A 19,111-nucleotide genomic window follows, 5' to 3' on the forward strand; every position below is an offset into this window, starting at 1 on the left:
CCATGTCAGCGATCCGTCTTCTCGTGCTGGGCGCGGTCCGCCAGCACGGGCGGGCCCACGGCTACCAGGTCCGGGGCGACCTGGAGTACTGGGGCGCGCACGAGTGGTCCAATGCCAAGCCGGGCTCGATCTACCACGCCCTGAAGCAGATGGCCAAGCAAGGGCTGCTGCACGCGCACGAGGTCGCGCCGTCCACGGCCGGGGGGCCGCCGCGGGTGGAGTACGAGATCACGGACCGGGGCGAGGACGAGTTCTTCCGGCTGCTGCGCGAGTCCCTGGTCGCCTACGACCAGAAGATGGACATCCAGTCCGCCGCCATCGGCTTCCTGGTCGAACTGCCCCGCGCCGAGGCGCTGGAGCTGCTCCGCGAGCGGATCCGCCGGATCGGGCAGTGGCGGGCCGCCGTCACCGAGCACTACGTGCCCGAGGACGGCCCGGAGCAGCTCGGCCACATCGGGGAGATCATGAACCTCTGGGTCCACACGGCCGACTCCGACGCTGCCTGGACCCAGGGGCTCGTCGACCGTCTGGAGGCGGGCGCGTACACCTTCGCGGGGGAGGGCGAGCCGTTCGTGGGCGTGCTCGCCGAGGGGCAGGAGAACCCGTACGCGACAGGGGAGCGGCACCCGGAGGACGACCGCTGATCCAGCGTGATCGGCACTAATCAAGTTGGACCTCACTCTCCCGGCGTTACGTTCGCGGCCGCCGCCGGCCTGCTCCTGCTGCTCCGTTTCGCGATGCTCTGGGTCGGCATCTGTCTCGCCCTGCTCGCCGGGCGCCCGGAGACGGTGCAGGCCGTGCAGATCCTGGTCTGGCCGGCCGTCCTGTGGCCCCTCGCCCTGCCGGCGGTGTTCTTCCCGCCGGCCGTACGGACGTTCGCGCGCCTGGGCCGCTGACAGCGCCGTGGACGCGGCCCTAGTGGTGGAAGCCGGTGGCCGCCTCCTTGTCCCGGGTCAGGGGGTGCGGCTGCCGGCGCAGCTCCGGCAGCAGGTGGGTCAGGTCGTCCAGGAACAGGTCGGCCAGGTCGTGCGTGAAGCCGTTGCGGCACACGATCCGCAGCACGGACAGGTCCTCACGGTTCGCCGGGAAGGTGTAGGCGGGCACCAGCCAGCCGCCCTCGCGCAGCCGCCGGGAGACGTCGTAGACGTCGTACGACGTGACGTGGTCGGCGGTGGTCAGCGCGAACACGGGAAGCTGGTCCCCGCGCGTGAGCAGCCGGAAGTCGCCGAGCGCCTCGATCCGGGAGGCGAGCGAGGTCGCCACGTCCCGCGTCGACTGCTGCACCGCGCGGTAGCCCTCCCGGCCCAGCCGCAGGAACGTGTAGTACTGCGCCACCACCTGGGCGCCGGGCCGGGAGAAGTTCAGCGCGAAGGTCGGCATGTCCCCGCCCAGGTAGTTCACCCGGAAGACCAGCTCCTCGGGCAGCGACTCCTTGTCCCGCCACAGCGCCCAGCCGACGCCCGGGTACACCAGCCCGTACTTGTGGCCGGAGGTGTTGATCGACGCCACGCGCGGCAGACGGAAGTCCCACATCAGGTCCTCGTCCAGGAAGGGCGCCACCATCGCGCCGGACGCGCCGTCCACGTGCACCGGCACGTCGAGCCCGGTGCGCTCCTGGAGGGCGTCCAGGGCCGCGCACAGGTCGGCGATCGGCTCGTAGGAGCCGTCGAAGGTCGAGCCGAGGATGCCGACGACCCCGATGGTGTTCTCGTCGCACAGCTCGACGGCGGCCCGCGGGTCCAGATGGAAGCGGTCGCCCTCCATCGGGACCAGCCGGGCCTCAACCTCCCAGAAATTGCAGAACTTCTCCCAGCACACCTGGACGTTGACGCCCATGACCAGATTGGGCCGCGCGCCCGGGTAGCGGTCGGCGTTCCTCTTCGCCCAGCGCCGCTTCAGCGCCATCCCGGCGAGCATGCAGGCCTCGCTCGACCCGGTCGTCGAACAGCCCACCGCCGCCGACGGGTCCGGCGCGTTCCACAGGTCGGCGAGCATCGCCACGCAGCGCCGCTCCAGCTCGGCCGTGCGCGGGTACTCGTCCTTGTCGATCATGTTCTTGTCCCGGCACTCGCCCATCAGCACCCCGGCCTGCGGCTCCATCCAGGTGGTGACGAAGGTGGCCAGATTCAGCCGGGAGTTGCCGTCCAGCATCAGCTCGTCGTGCACCAGCTGGTACGCCGTGGACGGCGGCAGCGGGGCGTCCGGGAGCCGGTGCGTGGGCGGGGCCTCGGTCATGCCGCCGACGGGGTTGGCCTCCCCGAAGAACGGGTTGACCGACATCGTCCGCTGCTCGTGCTTCTCGGGACCTCTGTGCAGGGCCATCGGGAACTGCCTCCAAGGAAAGGGGTGTCAGGAGTGAGAGAGGGTCAGGTGAGGAGAGTCATCGGACCGGGGTGCCGTCCTCGCGCAGTTGCATCTGCGGACGGCCCGTCACCAGCAGCCAGGCCGGCAGCGAGGCGACGCACAGCAGGGCGAGGATTCCGGGCGAGGCGACCAGGACGGCGGCGGTGAACAGGCTCACCCAGCCCTGCCGGGTGATCGCCAGGAGCATGCCCAGGACGCCCGTGGCCACGCCCAGCGAGGGATGCACGGCCGGCACCAGCGCGTGCGCGCACAGGCCGAGGGCGGTGCCCACGAAGACTCCGGGGAAGATCCGGCCGCCCCGGAAGCCGCAGGCCGCCGCGACGAGCAGCGCGGCCAGTTTCACCACCGTCATCGTGGCGAACTGTCGCGCCGACCAGCCCTCGGGGTGACGGGCCAGCTCCCCGATCTCCGACAGGCCCTTGAACAGCGTCAGTTGGCCGCCCAGGGCCGCGAGGGCCCCCAGCAGGACCCCGCCGGCCGGAAGCATCAGCATCGGGTGCCGCAGCCGCCGGAAGGCCGCGTGGACGTACGGGAAGGCGTGCACGGCGCACATGCCGAGCAGCGCGGCCACCGAGGCGATCACCAGGGCCGCCAGCAGGTCCCCCGCGCGCGGGTGGCCCATGGGCGGCAGGCCCAGGTCGAAGGTCGGACGGGCCACCAGGGCCGTGGTGATCGCCCCGCACGCCCCGGCGGTCAGCGGCGCGAACAGGTTGTCCCACAGCCGGCCCGGCATCGGCCGCCCCGCCAGCGACTCCGAGATCACCAGCGCCGCCGCCACCGGCGTGCCGAACAGCGCGCCGATCGTCGCCGACTCCGCCAGCACCGGCCACAGGGTGCCCGGCGTCCGGGGCAGGAAGCGCCCGCCGAGCCAGGCCGCGAGGCCCACGTTCACGGCGATGACCGGGTTCTCCGGGCCGAGGCTCGGACCGCCGGCCAGCATGAGCCCGGCGGCCAGCACCAGGCCCGGCAGCACGGCCGGCGGCAGCACCGGGGCGTCCAGCCCGATGGTGGCCGGGTCGGGACCGGCGTGGCCGGGGACCTTCCACACCACCAGCCCGACGGCGATCCCGGTCGCCACGAGCATGACGAACATCCACAGCACGCTGTAGCGGCCCACGCCGAGCGCGTCCGGCAGCGGCCCCCACAGCACGTGCTGGAGCTTCTCCGCCGCCGCGCTCACCCCGACGAAGACCAGGCTGGCGGCCACACCCACGACGACGGCGGGCAGGATGAGCGGCAGCAGAGCCCGTGCCGGGGCGGTCGGAGCGCTCGGGGGTGCCTGCTGCGTCGTCTCCTGGGCCACGGGCTCACCATAAGCGGACGAAACGTACGCAACATCCGGAATCACGGCGTCCGGAACGCTTCCGGCTTGCACCTCACGTCACGTGAGGCCTCAGCGTGGAGCCGTACCGACGACAAGGAGCGGAAAGTGAGCTACTCCGTGGGACAGGTCGCGGGGTTCGCCGGCGTCACGGTGCGCACCCTGCACCACTACGACGAGATCGGCCTGCTCGTACCCAGCGAGCGGACGTACGCCGGCCACCGGCGCTACAGCGACGCCGACCTCGACCGGCTCCAGCAGATCCTGTTCTACCGGGAGCTGGGCTTCCCGCTCGACGAGGTCGCGGCCCTGCTCGACGACCCGGACGCGAACCCGCGCACGCACCTGCGCCGCCAGCACGACCTGCTGACCGCCCGGATCGAGAAGCTGAAGAAGATGGCCGCGGCCGTGGAGCACGCCTTGGAGGCACGCACGATGGGCATCAACCTGACGCCGGAGGAGCGGTTCGAGGTCTTCGGGGACAAGGACCCCGAGCAGTACGCCGAGGAGGCCGAGCAGCGCTGGGGCGGTACGGAGGCGTACGCCGAGTCGCAGCGCCGCGCCGCGACCTACACGAAGGAGGACTGGAAGCGCATCCAGGCCGAGGTCGACGACTGGGGCGAGCGCTACGCCGCGCTGGTCGCCGCCGGCGAGCAGCCGGCCGGCGAGGCGGCCATGGACCTGGCCGAGGAACACCGGCGGCACATCAGCCGGTACTACTTCGAGGTCCCGTACGAGATGCACCGGTGCTTCGGGGAGATGTACGTCTCCGACGAGCGCTTCAAGGCGTTCTACGACTCCATGCGCCCCGGTCTCGCCGAACACCTGCGCGACGCGATCCTCGCCAACGCCGACCGGCACACCGCGTCCTGAATCCCGGGCCCGGGGCCGGTCCCCGGGCCCGGGCACCATTCGGTACGGCGGTGGAACCCGGGGCGGTCTCCTCACGTTGATAGTTTTGTACGGCGCCCCATCGACGTTCCGCCGCCGTAGCCGCCTTCACCCCTCAGGAGCCCGGACCCGTGATGACACTCGCCCTCGGCCCGAGCTGGCTGGATCCCAACTATCTGCTCGACACCTACAGCATCTGGGGTCTGCTGCTCATCGTCTTCGCCGAGTCCGGCCTGCTCATCGGCTTCTTCCTGCCGGGTGACTCGCTGCTGTTCACCTGCGGTCTGCTGATCACGTCCGGGGACCTGGACTTCCCGCTGTGGGCCGCGATCGCCCTGATCTGCCTCGCCGCGATCCTCGGCGACCAGGCGGGCTACATGTTCGGCAGGAAGGTCGGCCCGTCGCTGTTCAACCGCCCGGACTCCCGCCTGTTCAAGCAGGAGAACGTCACCAAGGCGCACGAGTTCTTCGAGAAGTACGGCCCGAAGTCCCTGGTCCTGGCCCGCTTCGTGCCCATCGTGCGCACGTTCACGCCGATCATCGCGGGCGTCAGCGGTATGAAGTACCGCTCGTTCCTGACCTTCAACGTCATCGGCGGCGTCCTGTGGGGCGCGGGCGTCACACTGCTCGGCTCCTGGCTCGGCAACATCGACTTCGTCAAGAAGAACATCGAGGCGATCCTGATCCTGATCGTCCTCGTCTCGGTGATCCCCATCGCGATCGAGTTCCTGCGGGCGCGCGGCAAGAACAAGAAGGCCGAGCAGACCCGCCCGGAGCCCCCGCAGCAGCCCGCCTACCAGCAGCCCCAGTACCAGCACCCCCCGGTCATGGACGACGCCACGACCCGCCTGCGGCGCGTCGAGCCCGAGCAGCCGTACCCCCCGCAGTACGAGCAGCCGTACCAGCAGCCCCAGCAGCAGGACTGGAACCAGGGCTACGACAACCAGGGTTACGACAACCAGGGCTACGACGAGCAGTACTACGGCCAGCAGCAGTACCCGCAGCAGCAGTACGACCCGAACCAGTACCCGTACGACAACCGCAACCGCTGACCGGGCCGCGGGGAACCGGGAGAACTCAGAACCCGCGCGTCCGCTTGGCGGCCCGGCGTTTCCCGGCGGAGCCGATCCGCAGGAACAGCCGGAAGATCTCCGACCCCAGGTTGACGCCGATGGCGATGGCCATGGCCAGCGACGCGGCCTTGGCCAGCGACACCAGCCCCTTGTCCACGTCGTTCTGCGCCATGGACAGCAGCCCGAAGTACGTCGCCGAACCAGGCAGCAGCGGCCCGATCGCCGCCGTCGTGTACGGCAGCGCTGAGGCGAACCGGTACCGGGACAGCAGCTGCCCGAACAGCCCCACGAGCCCCGCCGCCACGGCCGTGGAGGCCACCGGCGAGATGTCGCCCGCGTAGTGCATCGCGCCGTACACCGACCAGGCCACACCGCCGTTGAGGGTCACCCAGAGCACGGTGGACCGTTCCTGCTGGAGCAGCACCGCGAAGGTCAGCGACAGCAGCATCGAGGCCGCGATCTGGATCAGCGGCCGTTCGGAGATGCCCAGTTGCGCGTCCGGATTCAGCTTGCCGCCGATCTTCACGCCGAAGTACAGGACGGTCAGCACCCCGGTGACGATGCCGACGAAGAAGTACATGACCTCCAGCAGCCGGGCGGAGGCGGTGATGTAGAAGCCCGTCAGCCCGTCCTGCACCCCCGCCACCAGTGCCCGCCCGGGCAGCAGCGCGAACAGCCCACCGGTGATCACCGCGGACGCCTTCACGTCCACGTGCGCCAGCGTCAGCGCCACCCCGATCGCCGCGGGCGGCATCGCGGCGACCGTGAACTGGTAGAACTCCGGCAGCCCGCGCCCCGCGCACAGCCACGCCAGCCGGTCGCCGAGCATCGCGCCGACGGCCGCCGCCAGGAACACGATCGGGTCACCGCCGACCAGCACGGAGGCCGCGCCGGCCAGCAGCCCGCTCGCCAGGGTCAGCGCCCAGCCGGGGTACGGATGCCGGTTGCGGCGGATCTCCGCCAGGCGCCGGTAGGCCTCCTCCAGGGAGACATGGGTCTCCGGGTCGGTCAGGTCGTCCACCAGCCGGAAGACGGCCGCCAGACGCGTGTAGTCGGTGCCCCGCCGCCGTACCGTCCGGGACGCCGTCACCGGGTCCTCCACCAGCGACGGCTGGTGCGAGATCGACAGCAGCGTGAACGTGACGTTCGGCTCGCACCGGTCCAGGCCGTAGGACCGGCACACCGCGAACATCGCGGCCTCCACGTCCTCCGCGCCCTCACCACCGGCCAGCAGCAGCTCACCGATACGCAGGGTCAGGTCGAGCACGCGCGGGACGGCCGGGCCGCCCTCCTCCACGCGCTGCACCGGCTCCGGCGCCGGCCGCTCGGTCACCGGCATGCGCAGCATCGTGCGCATCCGGTCCTGCCAGGGCGCGTCCTTGACCAGGCTGACCAGCGGCACCCCGGTGGCCGGCGTGAACGCGGGCGGCGCGCTCGTCGCGCTGTAGGTGCTCGGCGTGCTGAACGCCGACCCCTCCGGCTCGGCACTCGGCGGCTGCGGTGTCTCCAGCCCCTGCGGCACCGCGAACTCGGAGGTCGTCTCCGACTCGCCGCCCCTGGGGACGTCGAGACCCTGGGGAATGGCGAACTCGGACGTGATCTCCGGGTCGTACCGCGCCTCGTCCGACCGGGGCTTGCGGTCCTCCGTCTCCGTCACCTCGCACCGCTCCCTGCACCACACCTGCCGTAATCATCAGTATGCGCACACGTACCCCAACGGGCCGCACGCGTGCGGACATGCGAAACGGGCCGCACGCGCACGCGTGCGGCCCGTTCGCGCAGCCGGGGGCTCAGTGGCCGCCCTGCTCCTTGAAGCGCTTGTACGACCGCTCGATCTCCGCCTCGGCGTCCGTGCGGCCCACCCAGTTGGCGCCCTCGACGGACTTGCCGGGCTCCAGGTCCTTGTAGACCTCGAAGAAGTGCTGGATCTCCAGGCGGTCGAACTCCGACACGTGGTGGATGTCCCGCAGGTGCTCCACACGCGGGTCGGTGGCCGGAACGCAGAGCAGCTTGTCGTCGCCCCCCGCCTCGTCCGTCATGCGGAACATGCCGATCGCGCGGCAGCGGATGAGGCAGCCCGGGAAAGTCGGCTCGTCCAGGATGACCAGCGCGTCCAGCGGGTCGCCGTCCTCGCCGAGAGTGTTCTCGACGAAGCCGTAGTCGGTCGGGTAGGCGGTCGAGGTGAAGAGACGACGGTCCAGGCGGATCCGACCGGTCTCGTGGTCCACCTCGTACTTGTTCCGCGAACCCTTCGGGATCTCGATCGTGACGTCGAACTCCACCGGTGGCTCCTCCATGATCAGCACATAGTTCTGGTGGTTAAGTGTCCCTCACGCAGGTGTGTGATCGCGAAAGGGGCTGGTGGTCGTGCCAGAGCTGAGACCTTGGCGAGTCGCGAGACCGCGCGTGGCGCGGATCGTGAACGCCGTACGACCGAGTCTGGCGCGCGCCGTGACGGTCGCCCGGCCGCGGGTCGCGCGGCTGACGAAGGCCGTGCGCGTCAGGCCTGTGCACCTCCCCCGTCTCCCCCGTCCGCGGACCGTCAGGACCTGGCAGTACACCGCGGGCGCCGCCACCGCCGGCCTGGCGCTGGCCGCCGGCGTGGTGACCGTCGCCGGTCCCTGGGACGCCAACGGTCAGCGTACGGCCGAGCGGGACCGGGCCGCCGCCCTGGAGCGGTCAGGTGGCGTAGATCACGGCCGTTCCCATACGGCCGCCGGGGCGCCGGAACCCGCGCCGAGCGCCGCGCCCGTGCTGACGGGCCTGGCCGACGCCACGGGCGCCGTCGGCACCAAGAAGACCTCACCGGACGCGAAGGCGCTCTCGGACGTCCTGGGGCCCCTCCTGGACGCGCCGGCGCTCGGCCCCAGCCACGCGGCGGCCGTCGTCGACGTCACGACCGGCGAACGTCTCTACGGCGTCGACTCCGGCAAGGCCCTCACCCCCGCCTCCACCACCAAGATCGCCACCGCCGTCGCCGCCCTGTCCGCCCTCGGCCCCGACCACCGCCTCACCACCCGCACCGCCCTCGAACCCGACACCCGGGAACTCGTCCTGGTCGGCGGCGGCGACCCCACCCTCACCGCGCACGCCGAGGCCGGCGGCTGGGCCGGCCTGCGGGCCCTGGCGGCGGACACCGCGAAGGCGCTGGACAAGCGCGGCATCCACGAGATCACCCTCTCGTACGACACCACCCTCTTCACCGGCCCCGCCCTGCACCCCATCGGCGTCAACGACAACCTCGCCCCGGTCAGCGCCCTTACCGCCGACGAGGGCCGCACCGACGCCTCCGCCAGCGGCCCGGTGCCCCGCGTGGGCGATCCGGCGGCGGACGCGGCCGCCCGGTTCGCGGGCTTCCTGAAGGAGGCCGGCGTCACCACCACGGCCCCCGGCCCCTCCAAGGCCAGCACGCGCGCGGAGACCCTCGCCACCGTCTCCTCGCCCCCGCTGTCCGACCTGGTCGAGCGGATGCTGACCAACAGCGACAACGACATCGCGGAGGCCCTGGCCCGGCACACGGCCCTGGCGAGCGGGCAGCCCGCCAGTTTCGACGGCGGCGCCGAGGCCATCGCCACCCAACTGCGCAAGCTCGGCCTGCCGATGGCCGGCGCCGCCTTCCACGACGGCAGCGGCCTGAACCGCGACGACCGGCTCACGGCCGACCTCCTCACCGCGCTCCTGGTCAAGGCGGGCGACCCCGGCCGCCCCGGCCTGCGCCCCGTCCTCACCGGCCTCCCCGTGGCCGGCTTCACCGGCACCCTGAGCACGCGCTACACCGACGGCGCGTCCGGCCTCGTCCGCGCCAAGACGGGCACCCTGACCGGCGTGAACGCCCTCGCGGGCACGGTCGTCGACAAGACCGGCCATCTCCTGGCCTTCGCTTTCCTGGCCTCGGAGACGGCGAATCCCCTGGAGGCCCAGGCGGCCCTGGACAAGGCGGCGACAGCCCTGACGGGCTGACCGCCGCGGCGTGGGCACGGCCGAGGGCGCGGGTGACCGGAAAGCGCGCTCGGCCCTGTCGGCACCCGCACGGCCTGCCCGAAATGGGACCGCTCACGTACGGTTGACAACATGACTGGCTTCGGTGGCACAGCATCTCCCGGGATGGTCGACTGGAACCTCGCGGTGGCGACCGCGACACGCCTCGTGCGTCCCGGCCCCGACGTCAGCCGCGACGAGGCCAGGGCCGTCGTCGCGGAGCTGCGCCGGCACGCGAAAGCCTCGGAGGGACACGTCCGGGGCTTCACTCGTATGGGCACCGAGGAGACCCACGACACCCCCGTCCTCGTCGTCGACCGCCCCGGCTGGGTGCGTGCCAACGTCGCCGGGTTCCGGGAGATCCTCAGGCCGCTCCTGGAGAAGATGCAGGAACGGCGCGGCAGCAACCCGGGCAGCGCGGTCCTCGGCGCCGTCGGCGGCAAGGTCACCGGCGTCGAACTCGGCATGCTCCTGTCGTTCCTGTCCTCCCGCGTCCTCGGCCAGTACGAGACCTTCGCCCCCGCCGGCCGCGACCTCCCGGCCGGCGAGAACGGCGGCGGCCGGCTGCTGCTCGTCGCGCCCAACATCGTCCACGTGGAGCGGGAACTCGACGTCGAGCCGCACGACTTCCGCCTGTGGGTGTGCCTGCACGAGGAGACCCATCGCACGCAGTTCACCGCCGTGCCCTGGCTGCGTGATCACCTGGAGGGCGAAATCCAGTCGTTCTTGGCGGAGACCGACGTCGACCCGATGACCTTCCTGGAGCGCATCCGGGACGCCGCCCAGTCCCTCGCCGGCGGCCGTCCCGAAGGCGAGGAGGAGGACGGCGGACGCTCCTTCGTGGAGCTGGTGCAGACCCCCGCCCAGCGGGAGATCCTCGGCCGGCTCACCGCCGTGATGTCCCTGCTGGAGGGGCACGCCGACTACGTCATGGACGGCGTCGGCCCGAGCGTCGTGCCGACCGTCGCGGAGATCCGCGAGAAGTTCCAGCAGCGCCGCGCGAAGGGCGCCTCCCGCCTGGACATGGCCCTGCGCAAGCTGCTCGGTCTGGATGCCAAACTGAGGCAGTACCGGGACGGCGAACGGTTCGTGCGCGCCGTCGTCGAACAGGTCGGCGTCGACGGGTTCAACCGCGTGTGGACCTCGCCCAACACCCTGCCCACCAAGGCGGAGATCGCCAAACCGGCGGACTGGGTCGCGCGGGTGCATCGCAAGGCCGAGTCGTGAACGGCACGGGGACGTCGTGAAACGAATCCGGCCGACGGCAGGCGAACGCCCCTCCAATCACCCGTCCGAGGGACCGTGAGCCATGCGTAGGCGTGCAATGCTCGGGGAACGGCCTGCTTCTGTCACCATCTACACACTCTGAGTGACCGTCCCGGGCTCATCCCCCGAAAACTTCATGAAGGGAACCGGACATGGGTCCCCATCCTGCGGTCGCGGCGATACGCCTGGCGGTTCGCCGCGTCCTCCACGACATCCTGAACGACCACCAGACCTTCCGCGCGCACGCGGCCCCGCAGCTGACCGGCGCGCACCCGGACCGGACGGCCGAGCGGCCCCCCTCCCCGCTCGTCCTCGTCGCGTGCTCCGGCGGCGCCGACTCCATGGCCCTCGCCTCCGCCCTCGCCTTCGAGGCCCCCAAGCTCGGCATCCGGGCCGGCGGGGTCACCGTAGACCACGGCCTCCAGCCCGGCTCCGACCTCCGCGCCGACGAGGTCGTCCTGCGGCTGCGCGGACTCGGACTCGATCCGGTCGAGTCCGTCGCCGTGAGCGTCGGCCGCGCGGGCGGGCCCGAAGCCGCCGCCCGCGACGCCCGCTACGCCGCCCTGGACGCCGCGGCCGTTCGCCACGGCGCCGCCGCGGTCCTGCTCGGCCACACCCGCGACGACCAGGCCGAAACCGTCCTGCTGGGCCTCGCCCGCGGCTCCGGCATCCGCTCCCTGTCCGGGATGGCCGCGGTCTCGGGGGCCGGCGGCCGTTACCGGCGGCCCTTCCTCCAGCTCGACCGGCAGACCGCCCGCAAGGCCTGCATGGTCCAGTCGCTGCCCGTCTGGGACGACCCGCACAACGCCGACCCCGCCTACACCCGCTCCCGGCTCCGGCACGAGGGCCTGCCCGCCCTGGAGAAGGCCCTCGGCAAGGGCGTCGTGGAGGCGCTCGCCCGCACCGCCCAGCTCTCCCGCGACGACGCCGACGCACTGGACGCCTGGGCCCGCCAGGCCGAGGCCTCCGTGCGCGACGCCGCCGGCCTGCTGGAGTGCGCCAAGCTGTACGCCCTCCCGCCCGCCGTGCGCCGCCGGATCCTGCGCCGCGCCGCCATCGAGGCCGGTGCCCCGGCCGGTGCGCTGTTCGCCCGCCACATCGAGGAAGTCGACCGCCTGATCACCGGCTGGCGCGGCCAGGGAGCCATCAATCTCCCGGGCAAAGTCGTCGCCCAGCGGCAGGGTGGCAGACTGGTGATTCGGCAAGGCTGAATCCCACCCTCCCGGAGTGACCCTCCGGCGGGCCGGGCAGCCGGAGGCCGTGCGTGCGGCCGGAGCCGGTGGCCGCGCACGCGGCCGTAAGTGCGGGACGACGAAAGTGATGCGGGTGGACGCGAACGACATGGGTGCCGACCTCCAGCAGGTGCTCATCACCAAGGAAGAGATCGACGCGAAGCTGGCCGAGCTGGCCGCGAAGATCGACGCGGAGTACGCGGGCAAGGACCTGCTCATCGTCGGCGTCCTCAAGGGCGCGGTGATGGTCATGGCGGACCTGGCCCGGGCGCTGTCCACCCCCGTCACCATGGACTGGATGGCCGTGTCCTCCTACGGCGCGGGCACCCAGTCCTCCGGTGTGGTCCGCATCCTCAAGGACCTCGACACCGACATCAAGGGCAAGCACGTCCTGATCGTCGAGGACATCATCGACTCCGGCCTGACCCTGTCCTGGCTGATCAACAACCTCGGCTCCCGCGAGCCCGCCTCCCTGAAGGTGTGCACGCTGCTGCGCAAGCCGGACGCCGCCAAGGTCGCCATCGACGTGGAGTGGGTCGGCTTCGACATCCCGAACGAGTTCGTCGTGGGCTACGGCCTCGACTACGCCGAGAAGTACCGCAACCTGCCGTTCGTCGGTACGCTCGCGCCTCACGTCTACGGCGGCTGAGCCACTCGGCCCAAGCCCGGTAGGACGATCGGGAACCCCAGCGGGTTCCGCACCGTTGAAGGATGCAGAGACGGGTTTCCCAGCCGTCGAAACGGCTCCGTGCGGCTTCGGGCAACAATGCTGGGGTACCGTCAGAAGAACTGTCTTATCAAACTCACTATGGCAGGAGGGACGGGGCGGCACCGCTCCGTATGGATGGACGTGAAGCGATACTTCCGTGGGCCGGTCATGTGGATCGTGCTGGCCGTCCTTGCCGTGGTCGTGTTGATGCAGGTCGTCGGCTCGTCCGGCGGCTACAAGACGGTGGACACCGGCCAGGTCGTGGCGGCGATCAACGACAACAAGGTCGAGTCGGCCAAGCTCACCACCGGTGACGAGCAGAGCATCAAGGTCACGCTCAAGGACGGTTACAAGGTCGAGGGCAGCTCCAAGATCCAGGCGAGCTACATCGGCGACCAGGGCGTGACCGTCGCCGGCACGCTACAGACCAAGTACCAGGACAAGCAGATTCCGGACGGCTACACGGTCTCGCCGTCCAAGCAGAACCCGTTCGTCGGCGTCCTGCTCTCCCTGCTGCCCTTCGTCCTGATCGTGGTCGTCTTCCTGTTCCTGATGAATCAGATGCAGGGCGGCGGCTCCCGGGTCATGAACTTCGGCAAGTCCAAGGCGAAGCTCATCACCAAGGACACCCCGAAGACGACCTTCTCCGACGTCGCCGGCTGCGACGAGGCCGTCGAGGAACTCCAGGAGATCAAGGAGTTCCTCCAGGAACCGGCCAAGTTCCAGGCCGTGGGCGCCAAGATCCCCAAGGGCGTGCTGCTCTACGGCCGCCCGGGTACCGGCAAGACCCTGCTCGCGCGCGCCGTCGCCGGCGAGGCGGGCGTCCCCTTCTACTCGATCTCCGGCTCGGACTTCGTGGAGATGTTCGTCGGTGTCGGTGCCTCCCGGGTCCGTGACCTGTTCGAGCAGGCCAAGGCGAACGCCCCGGCGATCGTCTTCGTGGACGAGATCGACGCGGTCGGCCGTCACCGTGGCGCCGGCCTCGGCGGTGGTCACGACGAGCGCGAGCAGACCCTGAACCAGCTGCTCGTCGAGATGGACGGCTTCGACGTCAAGGGCGGTGTGATCCTGATCGCCGCCACGAACCGTCCGGACATCCTCGACCCGGCGCTGCTGCGCCCCGGCCGCTTCGACCGGCAGATCGCGGTCGACCCGCCGGACCTTCAGGGCCGCCTGGAGATCCTCAAGGTCCACCAGAAGGGCAAGCCGGTCGCGCCCGACGTCGACCTGTCCGCCGTGGCCCGCCGCACCCCGGGCATGACCGGTGCCGACCTCGCCAACGTGCTGAACGAGGCCGCGCTGCTCACCGCCCGCGGCGACCAGAAGCTGATCGACAACAAGGCGCTGGACGAGGCGATCGACCGCGTGGTCGCGGGCCCGCAGAAGCGGACCCGGATCATGTCGGACAAGGAGAAGAAGATCACCGCGTACCACGAGGGCGGTCACGCCCTGGTCGCGGCGGCCTCGCCGAACTCCGACCCGGTCCACAAGATCACGATCCTGTCCCGGGGCCGTGCCCTCGGGTACACGATGGTCCTGCCGGACGAGGACAAGTACTCGACCACGCGCAACGAGATGCTCGACCAGCTCGCCTACATGCTGGGCGGCCGGGCGGCCGAGGAACTGGTCTTCCACGACCCGACCACCGGCGCCGCGAACGACATCGAGAAGGCCACCAACCTGGCCCGTGCGATGGTCACCCAGTACGGCATGACCGAGCGCCTCGGCGCGATCAAGTTCGGCGGCGACAACAGCGAGCCGTTCCTGGGCCGTGAGATGGCTCACCAGCGCGACTACTCGGAAGAAGTCGCCGCGCTGGTGGACGAGGAGGTCAAGAAGCTCATCGAGACCGCGCACAACGAGGCCTGGGAGATCCTGGTCGAGAACCGCGACGTGCTCGACAACCTCGTCCTCCAGCTGCTGGAGAAGGAGACGCTGGGCAAGGAGGAGATCGCCGAGATCTTCGCCCCGATCGTCAAGCGCCCGCCGCGGCCCGCCTGGACCGGCTCCTCCCGCCGCACCCCGTCCACCCGCCCGCCGGTGCTCTCCCCGAAGGAGCTGGCACTGACCAACGGTGCGAACGGCGCGACGGCGGCGATCAGCACGGCGAAGTCCACCGCCGCGGAGTCCGCCCCGGTGACGGAGCAGACCCCGGAGGACCGCTCCGAGAGCTGACCCTGTTTCGGCCATGAGGGCCGGAATGAATGCCGCGTCCCCCGGGTTTTAGCCTGGGGGCGCGGCATTTCGCATGTCCGCAGACGGAACGCGACGCAAACCCGCGTGCAAGGCACAGGAACGAGGAACCAGATGACCGACCCGGTGACGCTGGACGGCGAGGGCCCCATCGGCGAGTTCGACGAGAAGCGCGCCGAGAACGCCGTACGCGAACTGCTGATCGCGGTCGGCGAGGACCCGGACCGCGAGGGCCTTCGGGAGACGCCGGCCCGGGTCGCGCGTGCCTACAAGGAGATCTTCGCGGGCCTGTGGCAGCAGCCGGAGGACGTCCTGACGACGACGTTCGACCTGGGGCACGACGAGATGGTCCTGGTGAAGGACATCGAGGTGTACTCGACCTGTGAACACCACCTGGTGCCGTTCCGGGGTGTCGCCCACGTCGGCTACATCCCGTCCGAGACCGGCAAGATCACCGGCCTGTCCAAGCTGGCCCGCCTGGTCGACGTCTACGCCCGCCGGCCCCAGGTGCAGGAACGCCTCACCACGCAGATCGCGGACTCGCTGATGGACATCCTGGAGCCGCGGGGCGTCATCGTGGTCGTCGAGTGCGAGCACATGTGCATGTCCATGCGCGGCATCCGCAAGCCGAGCGCGAAGACCATAACGTCCGCCGTGCGCGGCCAGCTGCGGGACGCCGCGACGCGGAACGAGGCGATGAGCCTCATCATGGCGCGCTGAGCGTGCCGGTGGGCGGGGCCGGCGGTCAGGCCACCGGCTCCGCGCCCGGGTGGTTCTCGTCGTCGTCCTCGGGCAGCTTGCAGACCCGCTCCAGGAAGATGGCCGCGACTATCACGCCGACGCCGGTCAGGACCGAGAAACCGGCGTAGATCGCCTGGTCACGGCGGGCCGGGATGTCCAGCAGCTCCAGCAGGAAGACGCCCGTGCCGCCGTACATACCGGCGACGAGAGCGGCCACCAGGGCGCTGGCCTGGCCGAAGACGACCGCCCGGGCGGCCATCAGCGGGTCGACGCCCTTGGCACCGGGCCGGCGCTCGCGCTGGGCCCTGAAACGGGCGCGCAGCGACAGCGCCGTCGAGAGCAGGACCACCGCGATCAGCGCGAGGACGATGGGGGCGGCCAGGGGGACGCTGGGGAGGGTCCCGATCGAGTTCCAGAGGCGGGCGCCCGCCCAGGACAGGACGCCGGCCACGACGAACACGCCCGCCAGCACCCTGATGCGCAGCTCTCTCACGGTGTCCCTTCAGTTCCCCCGGACCGTGCCGGACGGTGGTCGTCTTGGTCTTGACCCGTCTCGACCTTAACGACTACTCGGGCAGCCGGAGTTCCAGGTCCGCGCGGGGCGCCACACCCTCACGGGTGACGGAGGACAGCAGATCGGCCACCGTGCCGCGGCCGGGGAGCTGGGCCTGCGGGTCGACGTCGTGCCAGGGCGCGAGCACGAAGGCGCGCTCGTGGGCCCGCGGGTGGGGCAGGGTGAGCTGCGGGTCGTCCGAGGTGACGCCGGCGTAGGCGACGATGTCGACGTCCAGCGTGCGCGCGCCCCAGCGCTCGTCCCGGACGCGGTGGAAGGCCTCCTCGACCGCGTGCGCCCGCTCCAGCAGGGACGACGGGGGCAGGGTCGTCTTGAGGACCACGACCGCGTTGAAGTACGACGGCTGGCTGCCCGGCTCCACGCCCCACGGCTCGGTCTCGTACACCGGGGAGACGGCCTTCACCCGGACGCCCGGGGTGTCCTCCAGGGCGTCGACGGCACCCTGGAGCGTCTCCAGGCGGTTGCCGAGGTTGGAGCCGATGGAGATCACGGCCCACTTCGGGTTGCTCAGCGTCGTGTCGGCGGCGTCGACCTGCTCGACGACCGAGGCGGGCACCGGCTGGACGGTCGGGTCGCTGTGACCCTGGCGGAAAGGTCGGGTCATACTCGGCTCCGGGTGATGGTGACGGTCACGTCGTCGAAGGGGACGGTGATCGGGGCGTCCGGCTTGTGGACGCAGACCTCGACCTCCTGGACCCCTTCGTGCTTCAGGCAGGTCCGGGCGATCCGCTCGGCGAGAGTCTCGATGAGGTTCACCGGCTCGCCCTCGACCACGGCCACGACCTCCTCGGCCACGATGCCGTAGTGCACGGTCTTCGCCAGGTCGTCGTCGGCCGCGGCCGGCCGGGTGTCCAGGCCGAGGACGAGGTCCACGATGAAGGTCTGGCCCTCCTCGCGCTCCTTGGGGAACACCCCGTGGTGCCCGCGGGCCTTGAGGCCGCGCAGCGCGACACGATCCACGCGAATCACTCCTGCAATCGTCGGGAACGACCGGCCCGTGCCGCGTGCGGGCGGCACACCGGCCTCAGACGAATCTACCTGCGAGCACTGACAAAGCCGGGCCGCGGGGGCATGGGCACGGGCCGGTGCCCGGAGGGTTCACCGGCCGTTTCCCCCGGGGAACCCGGCCGTGTCATGGGTTGGTAGCCGCACCTACCCCGGGGTAGGTGATTCCAACCACTTCTTGTGTCAGGTCAGGGGCTCGTCGTCCGGATTCACGCCGTTCACGTGGTTGTCGTCGTCGTCCTCGTCGGTCTCGGCCAGCACGGGGGAGGCGTGGTGCGACCAGAGCTTCCAGCCGGAGCGCGTGCGCCGGAACACGTTCGTGGCGACGACGAGCTGGCCGACCAGCGGTCCCAGCTCCGCGCCCTCCTCGGGGGCGGGGCCGCCGCTGAGGATGTTCTCCGTGCAGGTCACGAGCGCGGTGTCACCGGTCACGGAGACATGCACATCGGTGAGGAAGAACTGGATGTAGTCGGTGTTGGCCATGATCAGGGCGTACGACCGGAGGACCTCGCCGCGGCCGGTGAGCACCGGCCAGCCGGGGTGGACGCAGGAGATGACGCCGCTGTCCGCGGGATCGTGATAGGTCTCGTCCACGCCCAGGTCGGCGGGGGTCAGCCAGAGGGAGGACACCTCCTCGAAGTCGCCGCGCTCGAGTGCCTCGTAGAAGGCGGTGTTGGCGGCCTCGACCTGCTCGACGTCGGTGTGGGGGGCGCTCACCGCTCTCCTTCCGACCCGCGGTCGCTGCCCGTGCCCGGCGCGCTCGTCGCGCCGCGCGCCATCTCCACGGCCCGGGCCACCCGGACCGCGTCCGCCGTGGCGCGCACCTCGTGCACGCGCACCGCCCACGCGCCGGCGTGCGCGGCGAGCGCGGAGACGGCGGCCGTGGCCGCGTCGCGCTCCCGGGCCGGCGGGGGCGCCCCCTGCGGGCCGGCGAGGACCCGGCCGAGGAACCGCTTGCGGGAGGCGGCGACCAGCAGCGGGTGGCCGAGGGCGCCCAGCCGGTCGAGGTGGGCGAGGAGGGCGAGGTCGTGCTCGGCCTCCTTGGAGAAGCCGAGGCCCGGGTCGACGACGATGCGGTCCGGGGCGACGCCGCCGGCCAGAACGGCCTCCACGCGCGCGTGCAGTTCGTCCACGACTTCGCCGACGACGTCCTCGTAGACGCCCTTGGCGTTGCCGCCCTGGAGGAAGCCGCGCCAGTGCATGACGACGAAGGGGGCGCCCGCGTCGGCGACCACCGGGATCATCGCGGGGTCGGCGAGGCCGCCGCTGACGTCGTTGACGAGGGCGGCGCCGGCCGCGAGGGACTGTTCGGCGACGGAGGCGCGCATGGTGTCGACGGAGACGACGACGCCCTCGGAGGCCAGGCCGCGCACCACGGGGATGACCCGCCGCAACTCCTCGGCCTCGTCGACGCGCGTGGCACCGGGCCGGGTGGACTCGCCGCCGACATCGACCAGATCCGCGCCCTCGGTGACCAGATCCAGGCCGTGCTTGACGGCGACGGTCGTGTCGAACCAGCGGCCGCCGTCGGAGAAGGAGTCGGGGGTCACGTTCACGACCCCCATGACCGCGCACCGGTCCCATGCCGGAAGGCCGGCGACTCGGCCGCGCCCGCTGAGGTTGTTCATACGTTCAGCGTAGGCCCAGGAGGGTGCCGCCAACGCGCCGCGGGGGGGGGGGGGGGGGGGGGGGGGGGGGGGGGGGGGGGGGTTGTGGGGGGGGGGGGTTGGGGGGGCAGGTTGGGGGGGTTGGTTCGGTGTAGGG

18 protein-coding genes and 1 pseudogene are annotated in these 19,111 nt (G+C 71.3%); 10 read left to right on the plus strand and 9 right to left on the minus strand.

Annotated elements, in window-relative coordinates; genetic code table 11:
• Positions 1-2 precede the first annotated feature (2 nt).
• Both ACZ4WH_RS24455 and ACZ4WH_RS24460 read left to right on the plus strand, forming a co-directional pair.
• Positions 3-644 (plus strand): PadR family transcriptional regulator, encoded by a 642-nt coding sequence (locus tag ACZ4WH_RS24455; protein WP_468183901.1) that lies wholly within the window; start codon positions 3-5, stop codon positions 642-644.
• A gap of 39 nt (positions 645-683) precedes the next feature.
• Positions 684-896, plus strand: a pseudogene (locus ACZ4WH_RS24460) (ABC transporter permease); the annotation flags it as partial.
• 19 nt (positions 897-915) lie between these two features.
• Here ACZ4WH_RS24460 and ACZ4WH_RS24465 read toward each other — a convergent pair.
• Complete coding sequence (locus tag ACZ4WH_RS24465; protein WP_468183904.1) at positions 916-2,322, minus strand: glutamate decarboxylase; 1,407 nt, start codon at positions 2,320-2,322, stop codon at positions 916-918.
• 58 nt (positions 2,323-2,380) lie between these two features.
• Complete coding sequence (locus ACZ4WH_RS24470; protein WP_468183907.1) at positions 2,381-3,667, minus strand: ion channel protein; 1,287 nt, start codon at positions 3,665-3,667, stop codon at positions 2,381-2,383.
• Positions 3,668-3,793: 126 nt separating this feature from the next.
• On the opposite strand from ACZ4WH_RS24470, the gene ACZ4WH_RS24475 reads away from it, so the two are divergent.
• Complete coding sequence (locus tag ACZ4WH_RS24475) at positions 3,794-4,558, plus strand: MerR family transcriptional regulator (RefSeq protein ID WP_468183909.1); 765 nt, start codon at positions 3,794-3,796, stop codon at positions 4,556-4,558.
• Positions 4,559-4,707: 149 nt separating this feature from the next.
• On the plus strand, positions 4,708-5,628 hold the full coding sequence (locus ACZ4WH_RS24480; RefSeq protein WP_468183912.1) for a DedA family protein: 921 nt from the start codon (positions 4,708-4,710) through the stop codon (positions 5,626-5,628).
• Positions 5,629-5,653: 25 nt separating this feature from the next.
• Here ACZ4WH_RS24480 and ACZ4WH_RS24485 read toward each other — a convergent pair whose 3' ends face one another.
• Both ACZ4WH_RS24485 and ACZ4WH_RS24490 read right to left on the minus strand, forming a co-directional pair.
• Complete coding sequence (locus ACZ4WH_RS24485) at positions 5,654-7,306, minus strand: threonine/serine exporter family protein (RefSeq protein WP_468183915.1); 1,653 nt, start codon at positions 7,304-7,306, stop codon at positions 5,654-5,656.
• Positions 7,307-7,439: 133 nt separating this feature from the next.
• Positions 7,440-7,931 (minus strand): inorganic diphosphatase, encoded by a 492-nt coding sequence (locus ACZ4WH_RS24490; protein ID WP_029381130.1) that lies wholly within the window; start codon positions 7,929-7,931, stop codon positions 7,440-7,442.
• A gap of 124 nt (positions 7,932-8,055) precedes the next feature.
• Between ACZ4WH_RS24490 and dacB the strand changes: the two genes are divergently transcribed.
• From dacB to folE, 6 genes are all read left to right on the plus strand, one after another.
• A complete protein-coding gene (gene dacB / locus ACZ4WH_RS24495) occupies positions 8,056-9,609 on the plus strand; it encodes a D-alanyl-D-alanine carboxypeptidase/D-alanyl-D-alanine endopeptidase (protein WP_468183918.1) in 1,554 nt (517 codons plus the stop codon).
• Between the two features lie 144 nt (positions 9,610-9,753).
• Positions 9,754-10,854 carry a zinc-dependent metalloprotease gene (locus ACZ4WH_RS24500; RefSeq protein WP_468183944.1) on the plus strand — a complete coding sequence of 367 codons (1,101 nt, stop codon included), beginning with the start codon at positions 9,754-9,756 and terminating at the stop codon, positions 10,852-10,854.
• Positions 10,855-11,045: 191 nt separating this feature from the next.
• A complete protein-coding gene (tilS, locus tag ACZ4WH_RS24505) occupies positions 11,046-12,104 on the plus strand; it encodes a tRNA lysidine(34) synthetase TilS (protein ID WP_468183921.1) in 1,059 nt (352 codons plus the stop codon).
• 109 nt (positions 12,105-12,213) lie between these two features.
• Positions 12,214-12,774 carry a hypoxanthine phosphoribosyltransferase gene (hpt, locus tag ACZ4WH_RS24510; protein ID WP_468183947.1) on the plus strand — a complete coding sequence of 187 codons (561 nt, stop codon included), beginning with the start codon at positions 12,214-12,216 and terminating at the stop codon, positions 12,772-12,774.
• A 195-nt stretch (positions 12,775-12,969) separates the two neighbouring features.
• A complete protein-coding gene (gene ftsH, locus ACZ4WH_RS24515) occupies positions 12,970-15,009 on the plus strand; it encodes an ATP-dependent zinc metalloprotease FtsH (protein ID WP_189816816.1) in 2,040 nt (679 codons plus the stop codon).
• 132 nt (positions 15,010-15,141) lie between these two features.
• On the plus strand, positions 15,142-15,747 hold the full coding sequence (folE, locus tag ACZ4WH_RS24520; RefSeq protein WP_468183925.1) for a GTP cyclohydrolase I FolE: 606 nt from the start codon (positions 15,142-15,144) through the stop codon (positions 15,745-15,747).
• Between the two features lie 25 nt (positions 15,748-15,772).
• On the opposite strand, the gene ACZ4WH_RS24525 is transcribed toward folE, so the two are convergent.
• From ACZ4WH_RS24525 to folP, 5 genes are all read right to left on the minus strand, one after another.
• Positions 15,773-16,261: a DUF3180 domain-containing protein gene (locus tag ACZ4WH_RS24525; protein WP_468183928.1), complete on the minus strand. Its 489-nt coding sequence runs from the start codon at positions 16,259-16,261 to the stop codon at positions 15,773-15,775.
• 73 nt (positions 16,262-16,334) lie between these two features.
• Positions 16,335-16,946: a 2-amino-4-hydroxy-6-hydroxymethyldihydropteridine diphosphokinase gene (folK, locus tag ACZ4WH_RS24530; protein ID WP_468183931.1), complete on the minus strand. Its 612-nt coding sequence runs from the start codon at positions 16,944-16,946 to the stop codon at positions 16,335-16,337.
• A complete protein-coding gene (gene folB, locus ACZ4WH_RS24535) occupies positions 16,943-17,302 on the minus strand; it encodes a dihydroneopterin aldolase (protein WP_360153914.1) in 360 nt (119 codons plus the stop codon). Before folB ends, folK begins: the two co-directional genes overlap by 4 nt.
• Positions 17,303-17,530: 228 nt before the next feature.
• Positions 17,531-18,064: a nuclear transport factor 2 family protein gene (locus ACZ4WH_RS24540; RefSeq protein ID WP_468183935.1), complete on the minus strand. Its 534-nt coding sequence runs from the start codon at positions 18,062-18,064 to the stop codon at positions 17,531-17,533.
• The gene (gene folP / locus ACZ4WH_RS24545; protein WP_468183938.1) at positions 18,061-18,975 is read right to left on the minus strand and encodes a dihydropteroate synthase; all 915 of its coding nucleotides are present in this window, start codon (positions 18,973-18,975) and stop codon (positions 18,061-18,063) included. The genes ACZ4WH_RS24540 and folP overlap by 4 nt, the downstream gene beginning before the upstream one ends.
• Between the last annotated feature and the right edge of the window lie 136 nt (positions 18,976-19,111).

The organism is Streptomyces sp. NPDC029138 (genome assembly GCF_055564375.1).